18 protein-coding genes are annotated in these 19,940 nt (G+C 40.4%); 3 read left to right on the top strand and 15 right to left on the bottom strand.

Annotated elements, in window-relative coordinates; translation table 11 throughout:
• Window positions 1–4 precede the first annotated feature (4 nt).
• The 4 genes from tssE to L4C38_RS04525 form a co-directional block, all read right to left on the bottom strand.
• Window positions 5–442, bottom strand: coding sequence for a type VI secretion system baseplate subunit TssE (gene tssE / locus L4C38_RS04510; protein WP_428796341.1), 438 nt, complete (start codon window positions 440–442; stop codon window positions 5–7).
• A gap of 2 nt (window positions 443–444) precedes the next feature.
• Window positions 445–1,920, bottom strand: a complete 1,476-nt coding sequence (tssC, locus tag L4C38_RS04515; protein WP_428796342.1) for a type VI secretion system contractile sheath large subunit — start codon at window positions 1,918–1,920, stop codon at window positions 445–447.
• A gap of 36 nt (window positions 1,921–1,956) precedes the next feature.
• The gene (gene tssB, locus L4C38_RS04520; protein ID WP_428796343.1) at window positions 1,957–2,463 is read right to left on the bottom strand and encodes a type VI secretion system contractile sheath small subunit; all 507 of its coding nucleotides are present in this window, start codon (window positions 2,461–2,463) and stop codon (window positions 1,957–1,959) included.
• 373 nt (window positions 2,464–2,836) lie between these two features.
• Window positions 2,837–3,835, bottom strand: coding sequence for an SEL1-like repeat protein (locus tag L4C38_RS04525; protein ID WP_428796344.1), 999 nt, complete (start codon window positions 3,833–3,835; stop codon window positions 2,837–2,839).
• Between the two features lie 900 nt (window positions 3,836–4,735).
• Here L4C38_RS04525 and L4C38_RS04530 point away from each other — a divergent pair.
• Both L4C38_RS04530 and arsB read left to right on the top strand, forming a co-directional pair.
• Window positions 4,736–5,074, top strand: a complete 339-nt coding sequence (locus L4C38_RS04530) for an ArsR/SmtB family transcription factor (protein WP_428796345.1) — start codon at window positions 4,736–4,738, stop codon at window positions 5,072–5,074.
• 100 nt (window positions 5,075–5,174) lie between these two features.
• The gene (gene arsB / locus L4C38_RS04535; protein WP_428796346.1) at window positions 5,175–6,233 is read left to right on the top strand and encodes an ACR3 family arsenite efflux transporter; all 1,059 of its coding nucleotides are present in this window, start codon (window positions 5,175–5,177) and stop codon (window positions 6,231–6,233) included.
• Window positions 6,234–6,288: 55 nt separating this feature from the next.
• Here arsB and L4C38_RS04540 read toward each other — a convergent pair whose 3' ends face one another.
• From L4C38_RS04540 to L4C38_RS04570, 7 genes are all read right to left on the bottom strand, one after another.
• Window positions 6,289–8,319, bottom strand: coding sequence for an EAL domain-containing protein (locus L4C38_RS04540; RefSeq protein WP_428796347.1), 2,031 nt, complete (start codon window positions 8,317–8,319; stop codon window positions 6,289–6,291).
• 272 nt (window positions 8,320–8,591) lie between these two features.
• Window positions 8,592–9,440: a mechanosensitive ion channel domain-containing protein gene (locus tag L4C38_RS04545; protein WP_428796348.1), complete on the bottom strand. Its 849-nt coding sequence runs from the start codon at window positions 9,438–9,440 to the stop codon at window positions 8,592–8,594.
• Window positions 9,441–9,506: 66 nt separating this feature from the next.
• On the bottom strand, window positions 9,507–9,974 hold the full coding sequence (locus tag L4C38_RS04550; protein ID WP_428796349.1) for a DM13 domain-containing protein: 468 nt from the start codon (window positions 9,972–9,974) through the stop codon (window positions 9,507–9,509).
• 52 nt (window positions 9,975–10,026) lie between these two features.
• Complete coding sequence (gene pepT / locus L4C38_RS04555; protein ID WP_428796350.1) at window positions 10,027–11,256, bottom strand: peptidase T; 1,230 nt, start codon at window positions 11,254–11,256, stop codon at window positions 10,027–10,029.
• A gap of 336 nt (window positions 11,257–11,592) precedes the next feature.
• Window positions 11,593–12,150, bottom strand: coding sequence for a hypothetical protein (locus L4C38_RS04560; RefSeq protein ID WP_428750092.1), 558 nt, complete (start codon window positions 12,148–12,150; stop codon window positions 11,593–11,595).
• 250 nt (window positions 12,151–12,400) lie between these two features.
• Entirely contained in the window at window positions 12,401–13,609 is a 1,209-nt protein-coding gene (locus L4C38_RS04565; RefSeq protein ID WP_428796351.1) for a NupC/NupG family nucleoside CNT transporter, read from the bottom strand.
• A gap of 671 nt (window positions 13,610–14,280) precedes the next feature.
• Window positions 14,281–14,466 (bottom strand): hypothetical protein, encoded by a 186-nt coding sequence (locus L4C38_RS04570; protein ID WP_428796352.1) that lies wholly within the window; start codon window positions 14,464–14,466, stop codon window positions 14,281–14,283.
• 73 nt (window positions 14,467–14,539) lie between these two features.
• On the opposite strand from L4C38_RS04570, the gene L4C38_RS04575 reads away from it, so the two are divergent.
• Window positions 14,540–15,376: an alpha/beta fold hydrolase gene (locus L4C38_RS04575; protein WP_428796353.1), complete on the top strand. Its 837-nt coding sequence runs from the start codon at window positions 14,540–14,542 to the stop codon at window positions 15,374–15,376.
• Between the two features lie 88 nt (window positions 15,377–15,464).
• Here L4C38_RS04575 and L4C38_RS04580 read toward each other — a convergent pair whose 3' ends face one another.
• From L4C38_RS04580 to L4C38_RS04595, 4 genes are all read right to left on the bottom strand, one after another.
• A complete protein-coding gene (locus L4C38_RS04580; RefSeq protein ID WP_428796354.1) occupies window positions 15,465–16,361 on the bottom strand; it encodes a hypothetical protein in 897 nt (298 codons plus the stop codon).
• Between the two features lie 256 nt (window positions 16,362–16,617).
• Window positions 16,618–16,953, bottom strand: coding sequence for a YnfA family protein (locus L4C38_RS04585; RefSeq protein ID WP_428796355.1), 336 nt, complete (start codon window positions 16,951–16,953; stop codon window positions 16,618–16,620).
• 465 nt (window positions 16,954–17,418) lie between these two features.
• Window positions 17,419–18,450: an L-threonine 3-dehydrogenase gene (tdh, locus tag L4C38_RS04590; protein WP_428796429.1), complete on the bottom strand. Its 1,032-nt coding sequence runs from the start codon at window positions 18,448–18,450 to the stop codon at window positions 17,419–17,421.
• Window positions 18,451–18,623: 173 nt separating this feature from the next.
• Complete coding sequence (locus tag L4C38_RS04595) at window positions 18,624–19,817, bottom strand: glycine C-acetyltransferase (RefSeq protein WP_428796356.1); 1,194 nt, start codon at window positions 19,815–19,817, stop codon at window positions 18,624–18,626.
• Between the last annotated feature and the right edge of the window lie 123 nt (window positions 19,818–19,940).

Consider the following 19,940-nt stretch of genomic DNA (forward strand, 5'->3'; position numbering starts at 1 on the left):
TGTCCTAATACACTTGGTACTTTCGGTTTTGATCCAGTAACAGATTTAACTGAACTTTCTCGTGCAACGCTTCGCTGTCTATTTCAGCCACAATGTGAAAACGCAGCATTAGAGGGCTATATGCATCTGCCTCAGTTCGAATCTCGATGTTCCGTAATCTCGGTTCGTAGGCAGTTAAACAACTTTGTATCGCAAGTTTAATCCGCAACGACAAATCTAATACTTCTAACGTTGCATCATTGAAATCGATGAGCCCTAACATTGGTGCGCTTTGAGCTTCACCCATACGCGTATTCAATATATTGGACACATTCCGCTTAATTGATTGGAGTACATCTTCAGGCTTAGGCCCTTGAGTCAATGACATTGGCTTGGTGCCGGTTTCTAAACGCTCTAAAAATCCGACACCAAATGCACTCTCTTCCGGTGCTATATATGTCATCGTTATGCTTGATCTAAGCGACCAACTAATGACAACTCAAAGTTCGCACCCATGTACTTAAAGTGCGGACGAACTGAGAGTGAAACTTGATACCAACCCGGTTCCCCTTCTACATCCATCACTTCAATTTTCGCAGCACGAAGAGGACGACGACTGCGTACGTCTGCTGGCGGATTTTCTTGATCTGCAACGTATTGTTTGATCCAGCCGTTCAACTCACGCTCAAGATCTTGACGTTCTTTCCAGGCACCTATTTGCTCACGCTGTAGCACTTTCACGTAGTGGGCTAAGCGATTAATGATCATCATATAAGGTAGCTGTGTACCTAGCTTATAGTTCGTCTCCGCTTCTTTCCCTTCTCGGGTATTTGGGAAAGCCTTCGGCTTTTGAATCGAATTCGCTGAAAAGAAAGCAGCGTTGTCACTGCCTTTACGCATCGTTAGCGCAATAAAACCTTCTTCTGCCAATTCAAACTCTTTACGATCAGTCACCAACACTTCGGTAGGGATCTTGTTCTGTAATGCCCCCATCGACTCAAACGTATGCACTGGAAGATCTTCAACTGCGCCACCACTTTTGGGACCAATAATATTTGGGCACCAGCGGTACTTAGCAAAGCTATCTGTGAGGCGAGTTGCAAATGCAAATGCTGTATTCCCCCACAGATAATGCTCATGTGAAGCACTAACATTTTCGACATAGTTAAATGATCTAATTGGATTTTCAATTGGGTCATATGGAACTCGCAATAAGAAACGCGGAGCAGTTAGTCCGAGGTATCTTGCGTCTTCTGATTCTCGCAAAGCACGCCATTTAACATACTTTGGACCTTCAAACGTCGATTTTAGATCTTTAATATTTGGCAGCTCTTCAAATGAATTAATGCCAAAGAACTCAGGTCCTACACTCGAAATAAAAGGAGCATGGGCCATAGCACCGAGCGCGCCCATGTACTGCAACAATTTCATATCGGCTGATGATGGTGTAAAAGCAAAATTACCAATAATAGCGCCTGTAGGTTCACCACCGAATTGTCCATAACCGGACGAATAGACATGCTTATATAAACCTGATTGAGTTGTCTCTGGGGCAAACTCGAAATCTTCGAGCAACTCATCCTTCGTTGCGTGCAATAAATCTACTTTGTTATTTTCACGAAAATCGGTACGATCAATAAATAACTTCAATCCGCGCCATGAAGATTCCATTTGTTGGTAGCTTTCTTGATGTAGAATTTCATCCATTTGAGAACTGATTTTCTTATCAAGCTCTACAAGCATCTGGTCAACTAGTGATTTATTTACTGGCTCTCCCACCTGGTTAGAGCCAATTAAATTTTCAACAAACGCTGCTATCCCCTTTTTAGCTACATGGTAACCTTCGTCGCTTGGAGCGATGCGCGTTTGAGCCATGATTTCATCAAGCAGACTGCTTTGTTCGGTATGTTTCCTTTCTGAAACAGCTTCGGTAGTAGACATCAACTTCGTTCCTAAATTTGATTAAGTGTGCGGTGATTAAGCTTTAGGTTCTTCTTTGTCGCCCACGAGACTAAGCTCAGACAATAGTTTGTCACGCGACTCTTCCGAGTTAAGAAGTCCCTGCAAACGCTCTCTAAAGGCAGGAATATTGCCTAAAGGTCCTTTTAAGGCGACTAGAGCTTCACGCAGTTCAACCAATTTCTTCAATTCAGGGACTTGCGATGCTACCGAATCTGGTGAAAAGTCCGCGAGTGATTTAAAACTGAGATCAATCGGAAGATCAGGGCTTCCATCCTCACCCAATCTATTAGGTACAACGGTGGTTAATTTTAGATTGCTCTCACGCATTACTGCTTCAAAGTTACTTTTTTCAACCGAAACAGTTTCTCTCTCTTCGAGAGGGCTATCTTCTGAATAACCTTTAAAATCACCGACAATAAGCGTTTTTAAAGGTAATTCTACTTCCGCCTGTGTATCTCCCGTTGCTGGAATATACTTAATATTAATCCGTTCTTTCGGGGCTACACTTCCTTCTTTAGACATTTTATGTCTCCAATCCCTATGCCAATAATTATAATTCACGGTCAGACCTATGACCAAAGTCGCGGACATTCTAGTCAAAACCGGTATTGCATTGTAAATTTGACGTGATTTCTCAGTTATTTTATTAACAATAAAATTTGCAATTTAGATATCAAATCTTGTATATTTAAGTAAGTGCTTAATTAGCAAATCAACTATAAACTGCTAAACCTTGCAACCAATTGTAATTAACAATACTATCTGTTAGCGACAATTTAAATCGACGGAATACTATATTAAGTAGCAGAATATATTAAACATAAAAATTACAAAAATTGTATAAGCATGACACGCACCCAAAAAATAATTTATTTTATCACGATTTCAACCATTATTAATGCGTGTCCCAAAACTTGTCATGATTATAAAAAATGAGACTAGTCTTATATTTGAGATATATCTCTTCAGATTGTTTCCTTTCTTTGTTATTCATCGCCACGGATATATTCTCTTCATTCAACTCCAGAGCAGTACGTAGAGATGTCATCCTTTCATCCCCTGCAAATAATAAGTAAAGATCTATGTATGCTTTGGCTCTCACTCGATCTTGAGGAACAAACGAATAAGTAGAGCTATGTCCAAGAAGAATTTTTGATACTACTGCTAAAGAGGTTATATCCCCTTGTTCGAGAGCAGTAAGTCGCCATTCATACGCTTCCTTATAGCGACCTTTATCCTCTAAGAGGCTAATGTAGTTTCTTATTGCAGGAATATACAGAGTCTTTGCCGCAGCTAGATAGAGTTTATCTGCATGATCCCCCCCTCTATCAAATTGAAACAATCCCTCATCATCACCAATACTCTTAGCCTTATCCATCAAGGCTAGAGGGTGGTCAAAGCCAGCGGCTACATCGAGGTAGTGGCTAAAAAGTTCGCTATCTGAGCCTTTGTGAAAACGGGCAAGTTCATACATCGCTTGGGATGGATTATCACGACCTAACATAATCAGGCTGGAGTAGTATTGATTTCTCCAATAAGCGATATCCATATCTCTCAACCATTTAGCACTTGTAAATAACTGGTACATCGCCCTACGATTACCTAATTCAGCGGCTTTGAGTAGATACTTACGGGCTTCAGGTGGTGTTCTAATGGTTGTTTTGTAGTTTGACAGTTCCATTGCATACAGAAATAGGGCTTCTGGATTCTCATTCTCTGCTGCTAACTTTAAATACACTCGTGATTCTGCATTTTTGAACTGAGCACGAAGTAATCGTCCCGTTTCAAACGCCTTTTCACTAGACATCGCACCAACGTCATATTCTTCTGATGCAGCCAACGAGGGGGCAAAAAATGAGGTTAATATAAGGACAGCGCACATTTTACGCCACATAGACACTACCTCCTTTCACAGGTCCAATAAAAAACCTTCTGCTTTTTTTGATATTATTATCGCTAAATTGACTGCTTTTCTTCGAATGACAGCAAACAATTTCATCCTTTGTTGACCTACTAATAAAAAAATAACAATAACGTGACATACTATTCTCCTTATGAGAATTAGGTTATTAACGTATAGCATCAGACCCGAAATTCTCAATTTGTCATTACCGATTGCAGAATATAAACATCATCATATTTAAATAAATATGTTAATAGTACTTAGATAGTAAGCCCTATCCGCAATTCACAAATTTAACAACATCACACTCGCAAGTTCCACCAAAAATTAATCTATTCAATCTTCCAATGGACGAAATCAACAATAGCTGATTAAATCAACAATAAAACAGACTCTGGCTTAGATATTGGTTCAGAAATGTTATTTAGATAACATTTCTGAACCATAATTTTCAAAAAACGCTATTCAAGAGTCTATATTACAGCAACTAGTTGTTAATTAGCCTTATATTTACAATAGAGAATTCGTTGAAATCTGTCGGGTATCTATTTATTTGTTCTAATTCTTAAAAATACAACGTGAAAAACTCTGTTATTCTCTCTATTAAGAATATATTTACACTATCTCTAGAATAATTAAGATTAGCCTTTGAAAGATTATTCTTAATTATTGACAATTTCGGGGCAAAATCATACTTGCTATGCATGAGGGGGTAGGACGTGTATCGAAAGCGATTGGTTTCATGATATTCATGTGTCCAGACAACGAACTCTACCACTGAAATCTGAATTTGAGTTAGATATTACATGTTTCTTTCGAGCATAAACCCTTGATCGAATTTTTTTGATGAACTACTATATCGTCATTCGACGATTGACTATTGTGTGACATATGAATCTATGTAATTCGACCGATGCATCCTTGCTTCAAGCAAACCAGCAACAACTCGACTTGGAACATAAATTTGCTGTGCAAGCTAAAGCACTAGCTCACCCAGCACGGGTACGTATTATTAAAACCCTTTTAGTGCTAGAAAGTATGGGAGGATGCTTAAATAGCGATTTAGTCTCTCAACTTGGTTTGGCTCAATCAACAGTTTCGGAGCATTTGCGAATTCTTAGGCTAGCTGGTTTCATTATCGCCGAGCCCAATCCACCTAAAACCTGTTATCGAATCAACCCTAGCGCTAACAAAGAATTTATCAGCTTGTTTGAACAGATTACCCAATAAAAATTAGGTCAGGGCTGAGTATGTCTTGCTGGCATCAACTTTATCTTTTAGCGCACCATGAATCGCAATTCGACGATGGACGATATAGAAAGAGTAATATATGACAAACAAAAATCAAAAACCTGAAATAAGCTTTCTCGATCGCTACTTAACATTATGGATATTTTTAGCGATGGCTATCGGTGTAGGTATCGGCGCACTCTTTCCCGAAGTTGCCTATTGGAATCAAGCGATGTCGGTGGGTTCAACCAACATCCCTCTCGCTATTGGTTTGATTTTGATGATGTATCCACCATTAGCGAAAGTGGATTACCGCTTACTCGGAAAAGTGAAACACGATAAACAAGCCATTAAACTCTCCTTGGTAATGAATTGGATCGTTGGTCCTATCTTAATGTTCATTTTGGCTATGACATTCTTAGCTGACAAACCGGGATATATGGTAGGTATCATTCTCATTGGTTTAGCTCGCTGTATCGCGATGGTCCTGGTTTGGAATGATGTCGGTGGCGGCAACAAGGAATACGGCGCTGCCTTGGTCGCGATTAACAGTGCCTTTCAGATCGTTACTTATAGCTTTATGGCGTGGCTTTTTATCACTGTGCTACCACCATTGTTTGGCTATCAAAGCTTTGCAATTGACATTTCAATGACCGATATTGCACAAAGCGTGCTAATTTATCTAGGTATCCCATTCTTAGCTGGCTTCCTTAGCCGAGAATTGCTCGTAAAGACAAAAGGTGAAATGTGGTACAACCAAGTATTTATTCCCGCAATTTCCCCTATAACACTTATTGCGCTTCTGGCAACGATCGTTTTGATGTTTAGCTTAAAAGGAGAGATGATCCTAGAATTGCCCATGGACGTCGTTCGAATTGCCATTCCTTTGACGATCTATTTTGTTCTGATGTTTTTTTTGAGCTTTTTTATCGGAAAACGGTTGAATATCCCCTATGATAAAAACGCTTCGATTGCGTTTACTGCCACGGGCAATAACTTTGAGCTCGCCATCGCAGTTTCTATCGCAGTGTTTGGGTTAAATTCAGATCAAGCTTTTGCGGGTGTGATTGGACCACTCATTGAAGTTCCAGTGCTTATAGCGTTGGTCAACATAGCACTAAGACTAAAACAGAATTATCCTAAATTTGCCAAAGCGTAAGAACGTGATAATGATAAAAAGAGGGCATTCGCCCTCTTCTATTGATTTAATGCCTTTAACAAAAGAGATTCTTGTCGACTATCTCTTTAAACGGCATTGGTTTATAAAAATAGTAGCCTTGGATTAAATTGATGCCTTGTTCAACCATAAAGTCTATTTCTTCTTGTTTCTCTACGCCTTCAACTACAATCTCCGCACCCGTAGTGCGTACAAGCTGGCTGGTTAAGCTAAACATCTCTTTACCATTATTCTCATTTAAATTGAGTACCAAAGAACGGTCGATCTTCACTTTATCAAACTCGTAGCGGCTCAAATAGCCTATTGAAGAGTATCCTGCACCAAAATCATCCAAAGCAATACAAATTCCCATCCGGCGAAGTTGCTGTAAAACAGACCACGTTTTATTTTCATCTTGTATCAACAGATCTTCCGTAATTTCAAATTCGACCTGACTATAAGATAGGCTGCTTTTCTCAATCAAATTAGTCACAATATTGGCAAAATCTTCAATCAAAAACGTATCCGGCGATATGTTAATTGAAACTTTAAAATTCGGGTTGACCGCCAATGGACTCACTTCATTCAAAGCTTGTTTAACGACCCAAAGATCAAGCTCTGACATGAGCCCTAGTTTTGCAAAGCTGGAGAGAAATCTTGGCGGAGTAATTCTGCCATTGTGGCTTTGATGGCGAATTAAGACCTCCACAGAATTTACGCAACTCTGTGACATATCGTATTGAGGTTGATAAAACAGTATAAATTCACCTGTTTTTTGCAACTGACTAATATCGCGTTGCGCTGCTAAGTTGGCGCTCATTTGCGGTAATACGCCCATCACAGATCGGTTATTACCAAGATCACGATAATTGAAGAAATTGTCTGATAGCCCTTTGGTGAAAATCGCATTGGTACCAGCAACCTTATCCATCTGTTTAAAAAACGGCAGGTAAATCAACATCCCCAGCAGCACAATCACCAATTGTAATACTGATGCAGCGAAATCATTGCCCGTGGCAAGATAGCCACTAAAAAATGCGGGAGTCATCCAACTGATTAATGTTGAAACAGGAGAAACCCAACCTAATGACGTGGCTACGTATGCGACGCTTAAACCGGCAATAGGGGCGAGTAAAAATGGGATCACTAGAACAGGGTTAAAGATAACGGGCAAACCGAATAATATCGGTTCATTTATATTGAATATACTCAATATAAGCGTTGCAATGGCAAGAGCTCGGTAGCCTTTATTCTTAGTAAAAAACAGCATACATATAACTAGGCTTAATGTATTACCTGCACCACCAATACCAGCATAAATATCGTAGAAGTTACTTGTCAAAATAGGGAGTGGCGTACCAAAAGTAGCATAGAGCTCAAAACTTTGAGTTGTGAATTCAAAAAGCTCGTTTTTTAACGGTGCGAGAATAATGTGACCGTTAACACCTATGCACCAAAAGAGATTGCGTACTAGCTCATACAGCAATGCATCGCCAAGAGAGTACTCATCTAAACTGGAGATCAATCGAGTCACCTCCCCGAATGACTGAATCCAACCTTTAAAAAAGTAACCAGCCCCTACATATAGCACAACCATAAAGATACACGCGCCAACTAAGTTAATGGTTTGATCGACCACATTAGGTAGATCACTCTCCATAAACAATTTTTTACGTTCCAAGATCTGCGTAGTTTTACTAACTAAAAGTGGGATGAATATGGCTAAGGGGTAGTTAGATGGGATCGTGCTCCCCGGTGTCAACATCCCCCATTCGTAACCAAGAATCACGTAAATCAGCAGCGAAGGCGTAATAACGTTTGTGCGTGATGTTTTATGATAGGTCGCTAAAAACTGTGAGTAATAAACAACTAATAAGATGGGAAATAATTTCCAGATCAGCGTACTAGAAAATTGTATTTTATTCGCCAATTCCGTCATACCAATCATCGTCAAACCACTACTAATCAGCATACAAAATGCTGACAACAAACTGATCGGTAGAAGCATCAAAAAGACATTACATAAGCCATTAACGTAGCTATTTTCTGATGTATTCGCTATCAAACGGTAGAGGGGGCTAAAGTTCATCTTGAGTTTTTCGTTCTTTATTTGCGTTAAGCGAGCCATGCAAACAGAAATGCAGCTCCAACTTTTTCTTTGTGGTGTTCCCCTTCAATGAGGTAGTTGCCCTATCAATCGCGCCATATTTGACTGCTCGTAATAAGTTACAGCTCTATCTAAGCATCTCGATTGGTATATAGGCATGCGGGCGCACAATACTCTCAATGAAACCAAAGTTCCATTGAGATTTATTATGGTGACGATTAATTTAAGTATTTCAGATTGTTACGGTGCAAACTCTACACCGTAGATACCACCGGAAAGCGTTCTTCATACAAAACCATAAAATCTTGGCGAATCAGTTGTTCGATGTGGCTTGCCTGATCTGTCGGGCAAAAAATCATAACGTGGAAGACCTGTTCACCAGTAGATGTACTATTGATATGGATATGTGGCTCTGAACCGGGTAAATCGACACCAGCGTGTCTTTCAATAATAGAGTTGTATCGACGCGCTACTTCAATAAAATCCAGACAATGCACTTCGATTTTCGTAATCATCTCTGGAAGCATTGGGTAAAGATTGACGAAATCTCGCACCACGATAGAAAAATCATGGTAGACAAAACGCTTCATAAAATTGAGATTTTTGACTGGATAAGTGAAAAACATGCTATTCGGCAAAGTAGCGGTTTTGCCCGTGAAATGATACTGACCATGGTACAAGTCTATTTCTTGGATAACTGTAGCCATCATGTTGTGCTCGATCACTTCGCCACACAGTTTACCAACTTCAATCCAGTCACCAATACGGAATGAGCGCGAGCTTGCCCTTTGAATTGAACCAGTAAAACATAGAATAATTTCTTTGCTTGCAACAACAACCGCGACTGCAATGGCCGTTAATGATAGCGCGAATTCATTGATCTCCGACTGCCAAAGTATAAACAGCAGCAGTACGATTAAACCAAACGATCCATTTTTAGTACGAGACATCCAATTACGTTGATCTTCCGTAACGAACGCTACATCACCACGAATCTTAGAAAGAGTGAACCTACGAATAATGGCAATTATTGTGATGATAACAATAGAAAATATAGCTTTATGAGTAAGAAGAAAATCGATAACAACTTGTACTTTCTCCACGTGTTACTCCTGTAATCAATTTGGTCAGTTGTTTGTACATGAACAATGAATTAATAAATCCAATTACTAGTTATAGCGAGCCGAAGTGATAAATTCACCAAAACTTTCACACCATACTATTACTGTGTTGTACTCAGCAACAACTACCTCCGGTGGCAAATTCAAACTGAATCGATCAAAGGTTTTAATATCGCCGATTTGAATCATTGTGTCTTTATATTGATTGAATGTATCTTCGCTCTCCACGAACACAGGTGAAAGATACAGTTTGTAATCAGGACCTGGTGATAACTCACCAATAAACACAATCTGAGTATCACTGATAGCAATTGAGCCCTCCCCCCAGTGAAGAAAATCACTATCCAACCGATCTCGTTGAAACATACCGTTGTAAAGCGCGTGCTTTGAAACATCTTGTATTTCTTTCATCGCCGGGGAGGCGGGTTGCGTAAGAATGGGCAATGCATAAATACCAAGAGCAAAGCCCATAACCATAACAGTAAGATGGGAACCTAGAAGTAGCAAAATTCTCATTAGAAGCTCCGAAAAATGAGGCACTTACCTCAATCGTAGAGCATTCAGCACATTATCGGTATTCTAATGCTGTTTTTTCTGACAGCTTCACAATAACGTTGACGGCATGCGACATCCCTTCAACGGTAATAAACTCGTGAATACCATGGAAATTGTAGCCACCAGTGAATATATTAGGACAAGGTAACCCCATAAATGAAAGCCTCGCACCATCAGTACCACCACGAATTGGCTTGATCATTGGCTCGACATTGCACTCAATCATTGCTTGTTTAGCTAACTCGATGATATGTGAGTGTGGCTCAACCATCTCTTTCATGTTGAAGTACATGTCTGTCATTTTGAGTTCGACACGCCCGTGGGTTAATTCACTGTTTAGTTGATCAACTTTGCTCTGCATAAAAGCTTTGCGTTCAACTAAACCGTCACGATCAAAATCACGGATAATGTAACCCAATTCACTTCGAGCAACAGACATTTCAGCCGATTTTAGATGGTAAAAACCTTGATAACCTTCAGTACATTCAGGCGTTTCTTGCGACGGCATCATCATTTGAAAACGTGCAGCGATATTCATCGCATTAACCATTTTGTCTTTTGCGGTGCCTGGATGCACGTTAATACCATGCACAATCACATCAGCGCTGGTTGCGTTAAAGTTCTCATACTCAAGTTCGCCAACAGGACCACCATCAATGGTATACGCCCACTTGGCAGTAAATTTTTCAACATCAAACAGATCGGCGCCACGACCAATTTCTTCATCGGGTGTAAAGCCAATACAGATGTCACCGTGGGGAATCGAAGGATTGGCGAGTAAGGTTGCGACAGCGGTAATAATTTCAGCAATACCTGCTTTGTTGTCTGCGCCCAATAGCGTGGTGCCATCTGTCGTTATGAGGTTGCAACCATGTAGCTGATGCAATTCAGGGTATTGAATTGGTGATAACACTTCATCACCCTGCCCTAATGCGATATCACCACCTTGGTAGTTTTCGACTAACTGCGGCTTAACATTTGCTCCAGAAGCATCCGGAGCGGTATCCATATGCGCAATAAAACCAATCGTAGGCACATCGTAATCTACATTGCTTGGTAAACGAGCCATCAAATAGCCATTGTCGTCCAATGTAACGTCACTTAATCCCAATTCAATAAGCTCATTTCTAAGTACATTGGCAAAAGTGAATTGCCCTTTACTGCTTGGGCAAAATGGGTTGGTAGGGTTAGATTGCGTATCAAACGTTACGTAACGCAAAAAACGGGGAACCAGATTATCCATAATTAGTATATCTCTTAAAAATTTATCGTTATAACAACCACAATTATGCAGTCAATATTATTGCCATAAATCTACAATGCAATGATTTAGGTAATACTATTGCCATTTACCCAGTATTTTCTATTGTTTGGTGTTGAATTCATTTCCTTAGATACAAAAAAAGCACCATTGATCTGGCGCTTGCTATCTATTGATTGCTTACAGCAACATAAATCCATAGGGCAGCCCGCCGCTCCGATGCGTTACGTCAATAGAACCTAGCTAGGTTGCGATTAATCACGACGAGTACTGGAATAGCACCCTCTTATACTGAACAAAATTAATAACCGTGCAAACTCATTCATAATCAGAAGTAAAGTTGCTGATATCCGTTGCGATTGTCTTTGACCAAAATAGTCGTAAATATTGCTCCGGGCTTTGTGCAAACACTGGCCAATTGGCATAGGCAAATTCCGACGTGTATATAACATCCTCTTCTTCTGAATCACCATAAATTGCTTTTAATCGTTCAATCATTTCATTAGGATCGCTGTGTGTTGCGATTGTATGTCCAAAAATGGCGACGTCAATTAACAGGCTCTGAGCATAATCAAAACGATCGATTGTAGCTAACTCTTCTATGGGTAATTCTGGGTTGCTGTCAAAATCATAGTCATAATAAGGACAATGATGATCATCCCATGGATAATCTTTATCTTCAGTTAAATACAGCATGGCAAGATCAGCTGACCGTAGCTTTTTCTCGAACTCAGTAAGATATTCAGTGGCTGATTCTTCCATTTGCTCTAAAGAGTCAGCTTGTAGAGAGAATGGAAAGATTAGAATGAGCAACAATATATATTTTTCACTATTGGTATCCTTACTTAATTTGCAAAAGGTGGCGCTTGTAAACATGGCTTACAACCATTCAAATGAAACCAGTTGAATATATAACAATATAAATGTAACACAATATGTGAAACGACATCGAATCGTTAACCGCGACGAACTTATATGCAAATATCGACTTAGCGCAAACACTCATAAAAAAAGCCAAGTGCATCATATGCACTTGGCTTTTTGACCTTTGAGGGGACAATCAAACGCTGATAGTTCTTCAAACGTTAGTATTGCCATCATCCCTGCCAATTTACCAATGTCTGGCTTATAGCAATATAAAGATTCCGGCTAAACAAGCACTCATAAGGTTAGCGAGCGTGCCTGCGGCAACCGCTTTGAGCCCCAAATTCGCTACTTCTGAACGTCGTTCTGGTGCGATTACACCAATAGAACCTAGTTGGATTGCAATTGAACCAATGTTAGCAAAACCACACAATGCAAAGGTCACAAGAATCTGAGAATGCTCTGATAACAATTGCTTGTGTTGAACAAAGTCAATGAACGCAACAAACTCATTCATCACCACTTTTTGACCAATATATGAACCAGCCATCAACACTTCATTTGCTGGTACACCAATCACCCAAGCAAGAGGGGCAAACAAATAACCAAATACACCCTGCAAGGTAATACCCGTGAAACCCGCTAGCTCACCAAGATTTTCTAGACCTGTATTCACCATCGCAATAACTGATACGAACGCAATGAGCATAGTACCCACCGCCACTGCGACTTTCATACCATTCATCGCACCACTCGCAAGCGCATCAATCACATTACTATCTTGTGCTTTGTCCATTTCGATATCAGTCTGATCGACTGGCATGCCGCGCTCTGGCACGATGATTTTAGCCATCATTAAACTACCCGGAGCCGCCATAAAACTAGCTGCGATCAGATATTTAAGATCAACACCTAAACCGGCATAACCGCCAAGTACACTGCCCGCAACAGACGCCATACCACCAGCCATTACGGCAAACAACTCTGAACGTGTCATACGTGAAAGGAAAGGACGGACTAAAAGAGGTGATTCACCTTGTGAAAGGAAGATGTTGCCCGTCGCAACAAGAGATTCAGCTTTACTGGTACCAAGGAATTTTTGAATACCACCACCAATGAACTCTATCACACGCTGCATGACGCCTAGATAGTAAAGTGCAGAGATAAGCGCACTGAAAAAGATAATGATAGGGAGAACGCGGATGGCAAAAATAAAACCAGTATTAGCAAGATCACCGAAAAGGAACTTAATACCTTCATCGGCAAAAGATAGGAGTCCCGAAACGCCGTTGCTTAAACTAGCTAACGCTACCTGACCCCAAGGGAAATAAAGAACTAAAGCGGCGAAACCAACCTGTAAAAGCAGGGCTCTAGAGACTGTTTTCCAATTGATCGCCTTACGGCTTTCCGACAACAGTACTGCACAGCCCATCAGAACGAGGACACCGATTAAACCAAAAATTACATTCACTTAAGATTACCTTATACAAGCATTGAATTAACAGCTGGTCCTGTCCTTGGGGTCATTCACTCGTCCATGTGACGGCTTGTATTGGTTGGGTCTTTTGCCCATAACCGGACGGAAAGTATAGAGATAGAATCGGGATATTCATCACATATTTTTACGCAAACGTTCAACCGCGTAAAATTTAACCAAGCAATCGATTCTATTAAACAACCGAAATGTCGATTTTGTTGAATAAAGATCACAGCGATCATAAAAAGTGAGACTAAACGCATAATGAAATTGGTAATTCTACAACTTTATTTCTACTCTTAAACAAGTTAGAAAAACACTTTGCTTTCACAACAAACGTCAGTTGAGCATTGAACTACAACAATAACCTTCTTTTCCCCGCTTCCTCGCGGGGTTCTTTTTTTCTGCGGTAAATACTTGGAGGAGAACCGAAACCAAGACGGTATGGTAGTGAAACGCTTCAAGGCGAGAATGTCGTACGAAAAAAATAGAATTGATGAATTTGCATAGCGTTGGTAGAGCTAACGTAAAGTTAAACCGAACATGATGTTCGGCTTGAGATAATGCGGTTATTTCCAATCTTAAATGACTTGATCTCACACTCCAAAGCGCATGATATTAAAGCCTTTCTATGATGTATATCATCGCTCAAATATGATGGTTTTTTATTCACCACCACTATCAAACGAAACGAGTTTAATTTCTAAATGCGCACCAAAATAACTGAATGTTAGTCTTGGGTCTTGTTCATCGGAAACTTTTTTTCCTAACGCTTCCAACAATTCAGCCATGAAATTTTTTACCGGTTGATCTGCATCAGCCAAATATTGTTCTAGTGTGTGGTTTTTCATTATTTAACTACCTAGCCATAACGTTAACTATCAATCGTTTATAGTTAAGTCCTTTCTAACAAAGGACACTATAATGGAAACTATTAAAACTGTTTTAAACGGCAATCACTATCGCTATTCTTTCCACCAATGTGCAGGGTCAGACCAATACGCACTCTTCTTATTAGGTGCGTTACAAGACATCGAAAGCGTACAGTCATTTACTAAATATTTCGCGACGAAACTTAACTGTATCACTATCGAAGTACCGGGTACTGGTCACACTGAAAATCTTGAGTCAACGATTAGCATTCGTGATCAAGCGATTATGTTACGTGATTTAATCGATTATTTAGGCGTGAGTAGTGCTCACATTATTGGCTTTTCTTACGCCACCGCAGTCGCGGTTGAGCTCTGTGATATATGGTCTAATGTACTCACCATGTCAATTTGTGGTGGCGTACCAGGAATCCCATCATCAGGACGGCTTGCAACAAAAAAAATGATCGCAGCAGCAATGGATAGCCCAAGCAAATTTGCACAGTCTTTTACGGAATCGTTAACGGTTAGTCATTGTGACATTCCGAGAAACAAAGCCATCATAAAAGCCACTGTTAGGAATATCACAAATATGCAGCAAGAACGTATTGACGTGTTTTTTGAAAACTCCGTCAGATTGCTTGTTCATACACCTTCAAATATCACCAATATCGCGGCGCCATGCACAGTGTGCGTCGGTGAATTTGATCCTTATGTGACAAAAGAAACAGCCGCTGTATTTGCAAACCAGTTAAAAAACGGTCGATTAGTGGTGATAAAAAATGCTGATCACCTCGTCCATTTACAATATCCAGACAAAGTTGCGTCCATAATGTTAGCGCAAGCAGTCGCATTTCTTGAATTGCAAAAAACACTTGAAGCTCTAACCTAAACAAAACAGCATTATTGTTATTTTTTAACTAAATATAATCAACTCAAGTCTCTGTGTAATTTGAGTTGATTATTTTCACTTGACCTAATTAGACCGCATTTTTTATGTATATTTTTGATAAAGTGGTCAAAATTTCAACGGCACGCAGTTTGCACTCCCCGTTTAGGTGACGCAATGCCTCAACAATCAAGGAATCTCTTATGTGTTGAACTTGTCTCAATTGGTGGAATTGTGGGAATTGGCGCATTTCACTTGTAAAGTTAACATGAGAATTCAATTCAAAACCTAGCTTAACTCTAAAGCCTATTGAAACGGAAAAATCACGGACTTTACTAACGTTTTCAAGTTGAAGGTATTGATATTCAGACAAACCAAGAACCCGCGCAATAACTTCAATCGGGATCTGATTCTCCTCTCGGAACCGCTTCACAGTGATGGCTGCAGAGCGATAGTAATCAATTGCAAAGGCATTAATATCCAGCACTGGTGGCGGAAGTAATTCATCGTAAATAATGTTCGGATCAAATTGAGATTCAGTCTCTATTCGAAACTTGGAAAATTGAGCTCTACTCTCTGCACTCATCATATTGGTGATCAAATCTAAATAGAGATGAAATTGCTCGCTCGGTAAGCGACCAATACAGAATAACGCCTTGATCGCTTCGTCATCCATCCCCCGATAGTGTTCTTTCATTTTTAGCGCAAAGTAGAAACTGGTCATTGGAACCATCATGATCCAAGACATTGCAGCTACCATGTGGATTGGGCGTATTGAGCGGTAGCTTTGCTGCATATAGCGTTTTAATGTTGAACCATTCAACCCGGATACACGCTGGTCGAGATCATTAAAAGACAGGCTTTGCGCTCGTCGAACAAACGACATCGATACGGCGATATCGGTATCGATCGTCTTCAGAAAAGTATCAAGCTTTTGAATCCTTTCTTCAGATACGCTGATTTTTAATTGATTGGTACGACCGAACATAAAACTATATCTCACTCAAACTGAATGGGTAGAACTATTCTACTGGGGAGTAATCTATCACATTCTATTGATTTTATAATTAACGCTCAATTTTCATGCGCTTTGCTATAAGCCCTTAACAAAGTTTTCCATACGTTTTCATCCAAAATACGAGTAACGTCTGAATCATCGAATGACGTTGAGGGATGTCGTGATTAATTGTCCATCAGGTGCATATTGTCAACTTACACACCTTCAACTCACCATTTGGGTAGGGCTATCCTGTACTACGAGGAGCAAACATTATTATTGCCATACCAAGTAAGGCAACGGCTACACCTACGAAGTCCCATAATGTCGGACGAATACCATCTACTACCCACAACCATAATATCGCAACAAAAATATATACACCGCCATACGCTGCATAAACCCTACCCGCTGCAGTTGGGTGAAGAGACAACAACCAAGCAAATAGAGCAAGGAAAAATACTGCAGGTAACAAGAGCCAAATCGACTTACCTTCTTTTAGCCATAGGTACGGCAAGTAACAACCCAATATCTCAGCGATTGCTGTGATAAAGAACAACCCTATCGTTTTTAATTCGAGCAACTTAACCCTCCTCTACTACTGCTACCACATAACCAATATTATGGAGTCCCTCTACCGAAACAACTGCACGATTAAAGAGCGGTTCGGTAATTTAATGTCGCTACGCAACGACTATTCGTTATAACCTCATATTCGCAAAATAAAAATACCAATCTCTAATTGCATCTTTTAACAGTTTAAAATTCAGCTTCTTTATTTTGTAAACAAACCCTTGATACAACATATCTAACACAACAGTATAAATGATATCGATTAGTATTCTCAATCTAAGTTAGATCTACAATCAAGACTAGATTTGGTGCTGCAGCAGCAAACAATAGAAATTTGCCTATGTAATTCTTAGATTAAAAATCAAACAGCATATAAGTGACCCATTACCCCAAAATCGAAAGACCCTTTGGGCGAGTTTCGCTGTTTTTACATAATTGATTAAACTAAGTATGCCGCTTCAAGGCACGATAACTTTTATTCCCAATCAAGAATAACCTTACCGGAAGCCCCGCTACGCATGACATCAAAGGCTTTTTGGAAGTCATCTACTTTGAACTGATGAGTGATGACTGGTGTGAGATCTAAACCCGACTGGATCAGCGTCGCCATTTTGTACCAGGTTTCGAACATTTCTCGACCATAGATTCCCTTGATCTTAAGACCTTTGAAAATCACTTGATGCCAATCAATACCCATATCTGGAGGAGGAATTCCAAGTAGTGCAATTTGACCACCATGGTTAATGGTTTTTAACATGGAATTGAACGCTGAAGGACTTCCCGACACTTCAAGACCAACATCAAATCCTTCCAACATCTTTAGATCAGACATCACCTCATCTAGCGAATCTATTTCTGCATTTATTGCTCGAGTCACGCCCATTTTACGAGCAAGATCGAGTCGATATTCATTTACATCGGTGATCACCACGTAGCGCGCGCCAGCATGTTTTGCCACCGCTGCCGCCATAATACCAATCGGTCCTGCTCCCGTGATAAGTACATCTTCACCGACAAGATTGAACGAAAGTGCTGTATGAACGGCATTACCAAATGGGTCAAAAATTGATGCGAGATCATCTGAAATTCCGTCAGGGATCTTAAAGGCGTTGAATGCTGGAATCACAAGGTATTCTGAGAAACAACCGGTACGGTTTACACCTACACCAATAGTATTGCGGCAAAGATGAGTACGGCCAGCGCGGCAATTACGGCAATACCCGCAAGTAATATGCCCTTCACCAGAAACACGATCACCAAGTGCATAGCCACGCACTTCTTGACCAATGCCAACCACTTCACCTACGTATTCATGCCCGACCACCATGGGTACCGGAATGTTATTTTGTGACCACTCATCCCAATTATAAATGTGTACATCTGTTCCACAGATAGCTGTTTTCTTTATTTTAATCAGCAGATCGTTGTGACCAAGCTTCGGCTTGTCCACTTCCGTCATCCAAATGCCTTGTTCAGGCTTTAGTTTTGATAGTGCTTTAATTTTCATACTATTCATTAACATCGCCCCCAACTATCTCTGAAATAACGCTTGTTGATTTTCAAAGTAATTCGTTCTGAGTAAACCGGTGTAAAGGCTTGATTCATTAAGCTTAGTTCATCAGCCAATCGACCCCGTCCTTGAAAGTAGACATCGCGCATAGTGAAAAAAGCGCTGACTATCTAGATAATGTCCATATCGTGACCAACATCTATAAAAGCATCAATAGCACGATCAAGTTGTTCACGAGAATGCGCCGCTGACATTTGTGTACGAATACGAGCCTGACCTTGGGGAACAACAGGAAAAGAGAAAGCTATAACGTATATGCCTTTTTGCAACGAACGTTCAGCAAACTCAGAAGCGACCTTTGCATCACCCAACATGATCGGAATAATCGCATGATCGGCACCCGATAAGGTAAAACCAGCTTGGGACATACGCGTACGAAAGTGCGCCGCGTTTTTCCATAGGTGCTCGCGCAGATGCCCACTCTCTTGGAGCAAATCAAGTACTCGAATCGAGGCATTTACAATCCCGGGGGCAACTGAATTTGAAAATAAGTAAGGGCGAGAGCGCTGACGTAGCCATTCAATCACTTCTTTCTTCGCCGAAGTGTAACCACCCGAAGCTCCCCCCATCGCCTTACCTAACGTACCCGTAATGATGTCGACTCGGCTAATGACATCATGGTATTCATGCGTTCCTGCACCATTTTTCCCCATGAATCCAACCGCGTGTGAATCATCAACCATCACTAGCGCATCGTACTTATCTGCAAGGTCACAAATAGCTGGCAGATTCGCAACCACACCATCCATCGAGAATACGCCATCAGTCACAATTAAAATGTTACGGGCAGCATTCTTTTGAGCTGCAATCAATTGCCGCTCAAGCTCGACCATGTTGTTATTTGAATAACGATAGCGCATTGCTTTACACAGACGGACACCATCAATAATTGAAGCATGGTTTAATGCATCTGAAATAATCGCGTCTTCATTACTCAAAATGGTTTCAAACAAACCTGTGTTTGCATCAAAGCATGATGTGTAAAGAATGGTGTCTTCTCTACCAAGGAATTGAGACAGCTTGTTTTCCAGCTGCTTATGGATATCTTGCGTACCACAAATAAAACGCACCGAAGCCATTCCAAAGCCATGTTGATCCATACCAATTTTGGTGGCTTCAATTAATGCAGGATGATTAGCAAGACCTAGATAGTTGTTTGCACAGAAATTAAGTACTTCTTGACCAGTAGAGATTGTGACTTGGGCTTGTTGCGGAGAGGTAATAACACGTTCAGATTTGTAAAGACCTTCAGCCTTCACTTCTTCCAGTTGTCGTTGAATTTGTTGGTAAAATGCAGAAGACATATTTAATTCCTTCTTAACTTTATCATTTTTAATTGCGCTCATTCCAGCGCTATAATGGCATATATTCTAACCCTGTTAATGCCCACTAAACAGCCGGCATTTATTGATAATAGCGTCACGCGC

Source organism: Vibrio kasasachensis (assembly GCF_050337565.1).
GTDB classification, from domain to species: Bacteria; Pseudomonadota; Gammaproteobacteria; order Enterobacterales; family Vibrionaceae; genus Vibrio; species Vibrio kasasachensis.

Excerpts from the sequence above, each read along its gene's own strand:
- tssE (WP_428796341.1), bottom strand. The coding sequence starts at position 442 with ATGACATATATAGCACCGGAAGAGAGTGCATTTGGTGTCGGATTTTTA.
- tssC (WP_428796342.1), bottom strand. The coding sequence starts at position 1,920 with ATGTCTACTACCGAAGCTGTTTCAGAAAGGAAACATACCGAACAAAGC.
- tssB (WP_428796343.1), bottom strand. The coding sequence starts at position 2,463 with ATGTCTAAAGAAGGAAGTGTAGCCCCGAAAGAACGGATTAATATTAAG.
- L4C38_RS04525 (WP_428796344.1), bottom strand. The coding sequence starts at position 3,835 with ATGTGGCGTAAAATGTGCGCTGTCCTTATATTAACCTCATTTTTTGCC.
- L4C38_RS04530 (WP_428796345.1), top strand. The coding sequence starts at position 4,736 with ATGAATCTATGTAATTCGACCGATGCATCCTTGCTTCAAGCAAACCAG.
- arsB (WP_428796346.1), top strand. The coding sequence starts at position 5,175 with ATGACAAACAAAAATCAAAAACCTGAAATAAGCTTTCTCGATCGCTAC.
- L4C38_RS04540 (WP_428796347.1), bottom strand. The coding sequence starts at position 8,319 with ATGAACTTTAGCCCCCTCTACCGTTTGATAGCGAATACATCAGAAAAT.
- L4C38_RS04550 (WP_428796349.1), bottom strand. The coding sequence starts at position 9,974 with ATGAGAATTTTGCTACTTCTAGGTTCCCATCTTACTGTTATGGTTATG.
- pepT (WP_428796350.1), bottom strand. The coding sequence starts at position 11,256 with ATGGATAATCTGGTTCCCCGTTTTTTGCGTTACGTAACGTTTGATACG.
- L4C38_RS04560 (WP_428750092.1), bottom strand. The coding sequence starts at position 12,150 with ATGTTTACAAGCGCCACCTTTTGCAAATTAAGTAAGGATACCAATAGT.
- L4C38_RS04570 (WP_428796352.1), bottom strand. The coding sequence starts at position 14,466 with ATGAAAAACCACACACTAGAACAATATTTGGCTGATGCAGATCAACCG.
- L4C38_RS04575 (WP_428796353.1), top strand. The coding sequence starts at position 14,540 with ATGGAAACTATTAAAACTGTTTTAAACGGCAATCACTATCGCTATTCT.
- L4C38_RS04580 (WP_428796354.1), bottom strand. The coding sequence starts at position 16,361 with ATGTTCGGTCGTACCAATCAATTAAAAATCAGCGTATCTGAAGAAAGG.
- tdh (WP_428796429.1), bottom strand. The coding sequence starts at position 18,450 with ATGAAAATTAAAGCACTATCAAAACTAAAGCCTGAACAAGGCATTTGG.
- L4C38_RS04595 (WP_428796356.1), bottom strand. The coding sequence starts at position 19,817 with ATGTCTTCTGCATTTTACCAACAAATTCAACGACAACTGGAAGAAGTG.